Origin of the sequence: Streptomyces sp. (assembly GCF_036566765.1) — a bacterium.
Taxonomy (GTDB): domain Bacteria; phylum Actinomycetota; class Actinomycetes; order Streptomycetales; family Streptomycetaceae; genus Streptomyces.
The window spans coordinates 1-8,948 of the sequence record NZ_DATCVQ010000463.1; the positions used below are offsets into that span (position 1 = coordinate 1).

The 8,948-nt window shown below is 74.1% G+C and carries 7 protein-coding genes and 2 pseudogenes; 5 read left to right on the forward strand and 4 right to left on the reverse strand.

The window, feature by feature from the left end; all coding sequences use genetic code 11:
* The 3 genes and pseudogenes from VIU94_RS27465 to VIU94_RS27475 all read left to right on the forward strand — a co-directional run.
* Positions 1 to 306, forward strand: a pseudogene (locus VIU94_RS27465) (hypothetical protein); the annotation flags it as partial.
* Positions 307 to 421: 115 nt separating this feature from the next.
* A complete protein-coding gene (locus VIU94_RS27470; protein ID WP_331915156.1) occupies positions 422 to 736 on the forward strand; it encodes a hypothetical protein in 315 nt (104 codons plus the stop codon).
* A gap of 85 nt (positions 737 to 821) precedes the next feature.
* Complete coding sequence (locus VIU94_RS27475; protein ID WP_414721025.1) at positions 822 to 1,799, forward strand: hypothetical protein; 978 nt, start codon at positions 822 to 824, stop codon at positions 1,797 to 1,799.
* Between the two features lie 33 nt (positions 1,800 to 1,832).
* On the opposite strand, the gene VIU94_RS27480 is transcribed toward VIU94_RS27475, so the two are convergent.
* The 3 genes from VIU94_RS27480 to VIU94_RS27490 all read right to left on the reverse strand — a co-directional run bounded on the left by VIU94_RS27480 (position 1,833) and on the right by VIU94_RS27490 (position 3,792).
* Complete coding sequence (locus tag VIU94_RS27480) at positions 1,833 to 2,375, reverse strand: MOSC domain-containing protein (protein ID WP_331915158.1); 543 nt, start codon at positions 2,373 to 2,375, stop codon at positions 1,833 to 1,835.
* Between the two features lie 62 nt (positions 2,376 to 2,437).
* Positions 2,438 to 2,620, reverse strand: coding sequence for a tail-anchor membrane protein (locus VIU94_RS27485; RefSeq protein WP_331915160.1), 183 nt, complete (start codon positions 2,618 to 2,620; stop codon positions 2,438 to 2,440).
* Positions 2,621 to 2,715: 95 nt separating this feature from the next.
* Entirely contained in the window at positions 2,716 to 3,792 is a 1,077-nt protein-coding gene (locus VIU94_RS27490; RefSeq protein WP_331915162.1) for a fatty acid desaturase family protein, read from the reverse strand.
* A gap of 256 nt (positions 3,793 to 4,048) precedes the next feature.
* On the opposite strand from VIU94_RS27490, the gene VIU94_RS27495 reads away from it, so the two are divergent.
* Together VIU94_RS27495 and VIU94_RS27500 are read left to right on the forward strand one after the other, a co-directional pair.
* Entirely contained in the window at positions 4,049 to 7,033 is a 2,985-nt protein-coding gene (locus tag VIU94_RS27495; protein WP_331915164.1) for an SCO1167/SCO6262 family helicase, read from the forward strand.
* On the forward strand, positions 7,030 to 8,400 hold the full coding sequence (locus VIU94_RS27500; protein ID WP_331915166.1) for an SWIM zinc finger family protein: 1,371 nt from the start codon (positions 7,030 to 7,032) through the stop codon (positions 8,398 to 8,400). The genes VIU94_RS27495 and VIU94_RS27500 overlap by 4 nt, the downstream gene beginning before the upstream one ends.
* An 85-nt stretch (positions 8,401 to 8,485) precedes the next feature.
* Here the strand turns inward: VIU94_RS27500 and VIU94_RS27505 are convergent.
* Positions 8,486 to 8,948 (reverse strand): annotated as a pseudogene (locus VIU94_RS27505) (hypothetical protein); the annotation flags it as partial.

The window sequence follows — 8,948 nt, forward strand, 5'->3', positions numbered from 1 at the left end:
GCCGGTCTGATCTCCCATCTCCCGGATCCGGAGGCGAACCTGCGCGAACTGGCGCGCACGGTCCGCCCCGGCGGGCAGCTCGCCCTCTTCCACCCCGTCGGCCGCGCCGCCCTCGCCGCCCGGCACGGCCGCCGGATCACCTCCGAAGACCTGCGCGCCGAGCCCAACCTCCGCCCCCTGCTGGCCGGTTCGGGCTGGCGGATGGTCCGGTACGTGGACGAGGACGAGCAGTACCTGGTCCTGGCCGTTCGCGAGGACGACGCGGTCTGGGGCCTCTCCGGCGGATCAGGGTCGGATAGGTCATGATCCGCCGGACAGGCCCTATGTCATGGCGTGCACCGGTCGGCGGTCTTCTGCCGCGGCCGCCCGCTCTCTACGGTGGTGGGGCCGGGTGGCCCCGCCCGGGGGAAGGCGGTGGACGATGACCGGTGTACTGGACAGGCTCCGCAGACTGCGGGAGCGCCGAGAGAACCGGAACCGGAACGGGGAGCAGCGGACCCCGGCGCGGCAGCCCAAGCGGCAGCACAACCTGTTCGAGGCGGCGGCGCGGTACGTGGCCGGCTGCGCGGAGGACGACCAGGACCGGATCGACGAGGCGCTCGGCTGGGTGCAGCCCGAGGCCCTGACCTTCGGCATCAACGAGCTCGCCTGCCGGGCCGTGATCGCGCTTGCGCGGGAGCGCGACGAGTCCCCTGAGAACGTCGCGCGGAGCCTGCTGGGGCTGCCGCCGGCCTGACATCTGTGCGGCGCCGCCCCGCAAACCGGAAGCCGAAGACTCTCGACGCGCGGGTTACCCACTGGTTATGGTGCGCCGACGACCGATGGGGACGCTGGACGCTGATGGGGAGGCCGCCGTGGCCGGGACGGACCACACCGCTGCCGACGACGCCGATGACACGCATGTCGGCAGCGCCGCCATGGACGACGCAGGCATCGAAGACGACGCGTTGTACGTGCTCACGGCGGTGCTGCTGACGCCGGCGCAGTTCCCGAGCGTGCTCGGCGACGATTACCCGGCGGCCTGCGCCTCGCTCGGCCTGGAGCCTTACGCGGAGGGGTACGGCCTCGTGCTGGGCCAAGACTGCGACGGGGCCCGCTGGACGGTGATCGTCGACGACGTCTCGCTGGTGGCGGTGGCGATCGCGTCCTGGGACTGCGGCATGGAGTACGACCTCTCCCCCGACGAGCGCACCGTGGTAGCCGCGCTGCCGGGCTGGCCGCTCGCCGTCGCCACGGTCGCGCCCGGCGTCCCCGCGCCGCACGACCCGGCCCCCGAGGAGGGCGACCGCGCCCCGCTCACCCCGCCGGACGGCTCGGCGTGGGGCCCCGCGCAGCGACGCCTCGGCGCGGACGAGGTGGCACTGCAGTGGACGGCCTGGCGGGCACAGTTCGACGAGGGGCAGGACGATCCGGGGGCGGAGACGGGCGCAGAGGCGGGGACGGAGACCGCAGCGGATCCGGAGGCTGCCGGTACGGTCGCCGCATCCGAGGCCGGCGCCGATCCAACCGCCGATGCGGACGCCCACGACCCCTACGACGGCGTCCGCCGCGCCCTCGGCGAGCTGCGGGGCTACCTGGAGACCGCGCCCCCCGTCGGCCGCGTCCGGTCGAGTTTCGCGCCCGACGGTGCACGGATGCTGCGGGCCGACGGGCCCGGCTGGTCGCTCGTCGCCCGGACCGACGACATGGCCTTCGTCCTGCTGGACGACGAGCCGCGCGAGGTGCTCCCGGTGGCGCGCGGGCCGAAGCTGCCCGGGCTGCTCGATGCGCTGGACGCCATGGCGGTCCGACCGTCCTGACCCTGCGCCCCTCCTGGTCGGGGCCTCAACCGATCAGACCTTCTCCAGCGGGCGGTGCGGCTCCTCGGGCAGCTCGACGCGGATCGGGTCGCCGGGCCTCACCACCCCGCCGGCCAGGACGATGCTCATGATCCCGGCCTTGCGGACGATCTGTCCGTTCTCGTCGCGGCCGAGCACCTGCTTCAGCAGCCCGTGCTGGTAGTTGTCGATCTGGGCGCACGGATTGCGCAGGCCCGTGACCTCCACGACGGCCTCGTCGCCGAGGTGCAGCCGGGTGCCGGTCGGCAGGCCGAGCAGGTCGATGCCGCGCGTGGAGACGTTCTCACCGAGGTCGCCGGGGGCGACGGTGAAGCCGTTCCCCGCGACCTCGTCGAAAAGCTCCTCGTGGATCAGGTGCACCTGGCGCAAGTTGGGCACCGTCGGGTCCTTGGCGACCCGGGAGCGGTGCTTGACCGTCTCCCCCGCGTGCACATCGCCCTCCACGCCGAGCCCGGCGAGCAGCGTGATGCTGCCCCGGTTCGGCTTGGTGAACGAGTAGACGCCGTTGCTGCTGACCGTGGTGACCGTACCGCTCATGGTCCGGAGCTCCCCTCTCCTCGCTGTTGATCACCACGACCCTATCCGGCGCGGTCAGCGGCTCAGTGGCCGATCTCCTTCCGCGAGATCCGACGCAGCCTGCGCCGCTGTCCCGGGTCGAGGGCGAAGTACGCCACCACGGGGACGCCGACGACGACGAGCAGCGACATCCAGAATCCGATGAAAGGCATCAGGAGAAGGCCGACGGCCACTCCCCCGATGACGATTTTGGTCCTTGTCGACATCTCCGACGCCTCCTACACGGCCGAAAGGCCGCTTCTCCAGGGGAAACGCGCGGGCCGAGGGCGCAGTTCCCCCGCCGTCCGCCCGCGCCCGGCCGTCAGGCGCTCCGCAGCGGCTCGCCGACGTCGTGCAGGTGCCCGAGGGCCTGCCGGTACGAGTCGACGAAACCGGTCTCCGTGTACTTGATACCCAGTGCGCGGCAGTGTGAGCGCACGGCGGGCTGAGCGAGCCGCAGGTGCGGGCGCGGCATGCTCGGGAAGAGGTGGTGCTCGATCTGGTAGTTCAGTCCGCCGAGGAACCAGTCGGTGAGCGCGCCGCCGCGGATGTTGCGCGAGGTGAGGACCTGGCGGCGCAGGTGGCCCCAGGGCTCGCCGTCCGGGTCGGGCATCTCCATGCCCTTGTGGTTGGGCGCGAAGGCGAGGCCGAGGTGGAGGCCGAGCAGCATCTGGTGGATCAGGGCGAAGACCAGGGCCTGGGCGGGGGTGAGCGCGGCGAGCAGCAGACCGATGTACCCGGCGATGTGGGCGAACAGCAGGGCACCCTCGATGAGCCGTTCGCGCCGGTTCCGGTACGGCCCGTCCGCGGCGAACAGCGCCTGGAAGCCGTACACCTTGAGCGCGATGCCCTCCAGGGTGGTCAGCGGGAAGAACAGCCAGGCCTGGTGGCGGGTGAGCCAGCCGCGCCAGCCGGCGCGGCCCTCGGCCTGGTGCTGGGCGAAGACCAGGATGTCGGGGGCGACGTCCGGGTCCTTGTCGACGTGGTTGGGGTTGGCGTGGTGCCGGTTGTGCTTGTCGTTCCACCACTCCTGGCTCATGCCGAGCAGCAGGTTGGCGTGCACGCGCTGGATGAGCCGGTTGCGGCGGCGGTCGGCGCTGATCTGGGCGTGGCCGGCGTCGTGGGCGACGAACGCGGCACGGGCCGACAGCAGGGCGAGCGGCACCGCGAGGGGCAACGCCCACCAGGACGGGCCGATCAGGAAGAGACCGGCGACGACGGCGACGAGGCCCAGCAGGTTGACGACGATTCCGCGGGCGTACCACCCAGGCCGTCCCTCCAGCAGGCCCTGCTCCTTGATGGCCCGCAGCAGCGGGCCGAACTCGCTGCCGCCTCCCGCCGCACGCCGGGGCGCGGGCGGCCGGGCGGGCGCCGTGAGGGTTGCGGTGGCCTGGGGCATGGCGGTCTCCGGTGTCCTTGGGTGGGGTGTCTGGCTGTCTGTCGCTGCCTGCCCTTGAAACCTACGGATCAGCGATCGGGTGCAGCCATGACGGCATCCCCCGGATCTTCGGGGGGTCCGCCCAGGACGGGGGGTGGGGCTGGCCCCACCCCCCGTGATCCACATCACGGCGTCTGCGGCGGCGCGGGGCGGGCGATTCGAGTACCCTCGGCCGCTCCGGTCCACAGTAGTCAAATTTGAGGAATGCGTCTTCGCTGTGCAGAGACTCGACCCGGTCGCCCGCGACCACCTCGTCCTCGACCCGCCCGAACCGCTCGCCCGCCTCGCCCGCTGCTCCGCCGTCTTCCTGCCCGGCGATCCCGCCCGCACCGGGCGGATCGCCTTCTGGTCCCCCGACGGCGCCGAGGCGCCCTCCGACACAGGCTTCCCCGGGGCCGTCGTCGAGGAGGTGGTCGTGGTGGGCGACGACATCCGCGCGCACACCGTCCCCGCGCTGCTCCTGCCCGTACGCGACGCCCTGCCGGTCCTGACCCGCGCCAGGGTCGCGGAGCACGCATCGCCCGCCACGGCGTTCTGGGGATCGGCCGCGCTGCTCGCCCTGCACCTGGTGTCCCGAGGCCTTCTGCTGCCCGGGCTCACGGCCACCGACCAGGACGCCTGGCGGGTCGGCCCGCTCGGCACCGACGAGCTGGAACTCGTACGGACGCTCGCCGCCTCGATGCCGCCCACCGCGCACGCCGTACCCCTGGACGCGGACGCACCCGACCTGCTGCTGCCCGAACCGGAGCGGCTGCTGCGCGCCTTCCTCGACGCCGTCGCCGACAGTCTGCCGCGCACCCCGGCGGCCGAACTCGTCGCGGGCGGCCCCGCGTTCGCCGCGACCGCCCCGCAGACGCTGCCCGAACAGCGCGCCTGGGCGGCCGACGTCGCGGCCGGCCACGACGCCGGCGTACGGCTGTCGCTGCGCATCGAGGTCCCGGGCCTGGCGGCGGCGGAAGCGGGGACGGACACGCCGCGCTTCCGCGCCGTGCTCCAGATGCACAGCGCCGCCGACCCGACGCTGCTGGCCGACGCCGCCGACGTCTGGGCCGGCTCCAACGGGGCCGCCGCGACGGCGTTCGGGCCGCGGGCCCGGATGGACGCGCTGCTCGCGCTGCGCCGCGCCGCCCGCGCCTGGGCGCCTTTGACGCCCTTGCTGTCGGCGGCCGTTCCCGACGCGGTCGAGCTGGCCGACGAGGAGATCGCGGAGCTGCTCGGCCCGGCGGCACGCGCACTCGCGGCCACCGGCGTGCGGGTCCACTGGCCCCGCGAGCTGTCGCACCGGCTCACCGCCCGCGCCGTCATCGGCCCGCCGGAACACCCGGAACACGGAGAACACGGAGAACACGAACAGCACGGGCAGCACGGACAGCACGGCCATGACGCACAGCTCGGACACGGCGACGAGAGCGACCCGAGCGACCCCCGGAGCTCCGGGCTGCCGTCCTTCCTCTCCGCCGACGCCCTGCTCTCCTTCAACTGGCGCTTCGCGGTGGGCGACCGGGAGCTCAGCCGCGCCGAAGTCGACCGGATCGCCGAGGCCGGCCGGCCGCTCGTCCGACTGCGCGACCAGTGGGTCCTGATCGACCCCCAGGAGGTCCGCGCCCAGCGGTCCCAGGACCACAAGGTCACGCCGCTCGACGCGCTCGGCGCCGTCCTCACCGGAAGCATCGAGGCGGACGGCCGTCGGGTCGACGTCGCCGCGTCCGGATGGCTCGCGGCGCTCCGCGACCGGATCGCCGACCCCGAGGGCGGCACGCCGGAGATCGCCCAGCCCGCGGCGCTCGCCGCGACGCTGCGCGACTACCAGCTGCGCGGCCTGAACTGGCTGCATCGGATGACCTCGCTCGGCCTCGGCGGCTGCCTCGCCGACGACATGGGCCTGGGCAAGACGATCACCCTCATCGCGCTCCATCTGCACCGGCAGACCGATCAAACCTCTGCCGGCCCGACGCTCGTCGTCTGCCCGACGTCCCTGATGGGCAACTGGCAGCGGGAGATCGAGAAGTTCGCCCCGGGCACCCCCGTACGGCGTTTCCACGGCGCGGCCCGCTCGCTGGAGGGCCTGGCGGACGGCGAGTTCGTGCTCACCACGTACGGCACGATGCGGCTCGACGCGCGCCGACTGGCCGGCACGGGCTGGGGCATGGTCGTCGCCGACGAGGCGCAGCACGTCAAGAACCCGTACTCGGCGACCGCGAAGGAGCTGCGGACGATCGGGGCGAAGGCCCGCGTGGCGCTGTCCGGCACGCCCGTCGAGAACAACCTGTCCGAGCTGTGGGCGATCCTCGACTGGACCACCCCCGGCCTGCTCGGGCGGCTCGGGACCTTCCGGAGCCGCTACGCACAGGCCGTCGAGGGCGGTCAGGACCCGGCGGCGGCCGAGCGGTTGTCCGCGCTGGTACGGCCGTTCCTGCTGCGCCGGCGCAAGTCGGACCCCGGCATCGCGCCGGAGCTCCCGCCGAAGACCGAGACCGACCGCGCGGTGTCGCTCACCGCCGAACAGACCGGCCTGTATGAGGCGGTGGTCCGCGAGACGCTCGACGCGATCGCCGCGGCGGACGGGATGGAGCGGCGCGGACTGGTGGTCAAGCTGCTGACCGCGCTGAAGCAGATCTGCAACCACCCGGCCCAGTACCTCAAGGAGGAGCGGCCGCGGATCGACGGCCGGTCGGGCAAGCTGGAGCTGCTCGACGAACTCCTCGACACGATCGTCGCCGAGGGCGCGAGCGTGCTGGTCTTCACCCAGTACGTGCAGATGGCGCGGCTGTTGGAGCGCCATCTCGCGGACCGGGGCGTGCCGTCGCAGTTCCTGCACGGCGGTACGCCGATCGCCCAGCGCGAGGCGATGGTGCAGCGCTTCCAGGACGGCGACGTGCCGGTCTTCCTGCTGTCGCTGAAGGCGGCGGGCACCGGCCTGAACCTCACCCGGGCCGGCCATGTCGTGCACTACGACCGCTGGTGGAACCCGGCCGTGGAGGCGCAGGCGACGGACCGGGCGTACCGGATCGGCCAGACCCAGCCGGTGCAGGTGCACCGGCTGATCGCGGAGGGCACGGTCGAGGACCGGATCGCGGAAATGCTGCTGCGCAAGCGTGAGTTGGCGGACGCCGTGCTGGGCGGCGCGGGCGAGGGGGCACTGACCGAGCTCACGGATGCGGAGCTGGCGGACCTGGTGGAGCTGCGAGGGGGCGGACGATGAGCGGTTACGAGGACGTGGACGCGTACGAGGACGACACGTACGGGGACGCGGACGACGCGTACGGGGACGCGCACGGGGGCCAGGACAACGCCCCGGACGCGTACGGCGACGAGCACGCCGAGGCGCGGACCTTCGCCGCGCTGCCGCCCGCCCCCGGCCGGGGTTTCGCACAGACCTGGTGGGGCCAGGCCTGGCTGAAGGCGCTGGCCGACACGGCGCTGGACGGCGAACAGGTGTTGAAGCGGGGCCGGAAGGCCGCGCGGGAGGGCTTGGTGGGCGCGGTGTCGGTCCGGCCGGGCCGCATCACCGCGGTCGTGCGCGACCGGGACGGCGCGGCGCACCGCAGCGACGTGCTGCTGCGGGAGCTGACCGGGGATGAGTGGGACCGGTTCCTGGACATGGCGACGGACAGCGCCGGGCACATCGCGGCGCTGCTCGACCGCGAGATGCCGCCGCATCTGGTCGAGGACGCGGCGGGGATGGGGCTCGAACTGCTCCCGGGCATCGGTGACTTGGAGCCGGAGTGCACCTGCGGCGCGTGGGACCACTGTCCGCACACGGCGGCGCTCTGCCACCAGGTGGCGCGACTGCTCGACCAGGATCCGTTCGTGCTGCTGCTGATGCGCGGGCGGGGCGAGCGGCGGCTCCTGGACGACCTGCAGGACCGGAGCGTCGCACGGGCGGAGCCGGTCCGCGAGGTGGCGCGGGCCGACGGGGCGCCTGCCGCGGAGGCGTTCGCGGCGCGGGACATCCTGCCGCCGCTACCCGCTCCGCCGCCGGCGCCTGAGGCTCCCGGGGCGGCGCAGTCGCTGGACGCCGAGACCGACCCGGGGCCCGGCGTCGACCCGGCCGCGCTGGAGTTCCTGGCCGCGGACGCGGCGACCCGGGCGCTGCGCATGCTGACCGAGGCGCTGTCTCCCGGGCACGGACAGGCCTCCTGGGAACCGGCCCTGACGGTTGATCAGGACGCGGTGCGACTGGCGGCCGCAGCGGATCCCGCGCCGTGGATCGCCGCCCGGCTCGCGTCCGGCACGGGGCGCGGGCGCGCGGACCTCAAGGCCGCCGCCGACACCTGGCGGCTCGGCGGGCCGGCGGGCCTCGCCGTCCTGGACAGCACCCGGCCGCCGACCCCGGAGGTCATGGCCCGGGCGAAGGCGCAGCTCGCCGATGCCTGGGAGCCTGCGGATCGCCCGACGCTGCGCGCCTCGGCCCCGGCCCGCTGGACGGTGGTCGGCGGCGACATCCAGCTCCGCCTCGCCGAAGACGGCCGCTGGTGGCCGTTCCGCCGCTCCGGCGCGCACTGGACAGCGGCGGCCCCACCGTCCGCCGACCCGGCGACGGCGCTGGCGGCGGCCGGGGAGGAGTGACGGGCCCTCGGGGCCGCGCGGCTGCACACGATCGGTCCGGGCCGAGCAGGTAGCCGTTCGGGCCCGGGCCCGCAGCCCCCGACCGCTACTGCAGCGGGGCGTGCAACTTACGCCCAGAGTCCGTCAGCGTCGCGAGGCTGCACACGATCGTGTCCGAGCCGAGCAGGTAGGCGTTGCGGTACGGGTACTGGACGTACGTCGTCCAGTACGTGCCCGCGGGCTGGGCGGCGGCCTTGACCCGCAGCGGGGCGCGGCACAGCTCCGCCGCCCGGTGCCTGACCTCGTCGTCCGTGAGGAACAACCCGACCAGCCGGAGGCGGGCGACTGCCTCCGCGTCGTGCGGGCTGTCGCAGGGGAGCCGGGTCGGGGTGCCGGGTGCGTCGCGGTCGACGTCGAAGCATTCGCCTACGCGCAGCCGCTCGAACGGGACCGGTTCGCCCGGCTGCGGCCGGGCGGGCTTGCGGGCCCGGGCCGAGGGCGCGGCGGAGGGCGTGCGCGTGACGGTCGGCGTGGGCGAGGGTGGGGGCGTCGTCGGGGCCGCACGCCGC

Bases quoted from the DNA above. Each gene is read 5' to 3' on its own strand.
- VIU94_RS27470 (WP_331915156.1), top strand. From the start codon at position 422: ATGACCGGTGTACTGGACAGGCTCCGCAGACTGCGGGAGCGCCGAGAG.
- VIU94_RS27475 (WP_414721025.1), top strand. From the start codon at position 822: ATGGGGACGCTGGACGCTGATGGGGAGGCCGCCGTGGCCGGGACGGAC.
- VIU94_RS27480 (WP_331915158.1), bottom strand. From the start codon at position 2,375: ATGAGCGGTACGGTCACCACGGTCAGCAGCAACGGCGTCTACTCGTTC.
- VIU94_RS27485 (WP_331915160.1), bottom strand. From the start codon at position 2,620: ATGTCGACAAGGACCAAAATCGTCATCGGGGGAGTGGCCGTCGGCCTT.
- VIU94_RS27490 (WP_331915162.1), bottom strand. From the start codon at position 3,792: ATGCCCCAGGCCACCGCAACCCTCACGGCGCCCGCCCGGCCGCCCGCG.
- VIU94_RS27500 (WP_331915166.1), top strand. From the start codon at position 7,030: ATGAGCGGTTACGAGGACGTGGACGCGTACGAGGACGACACGTACGGG.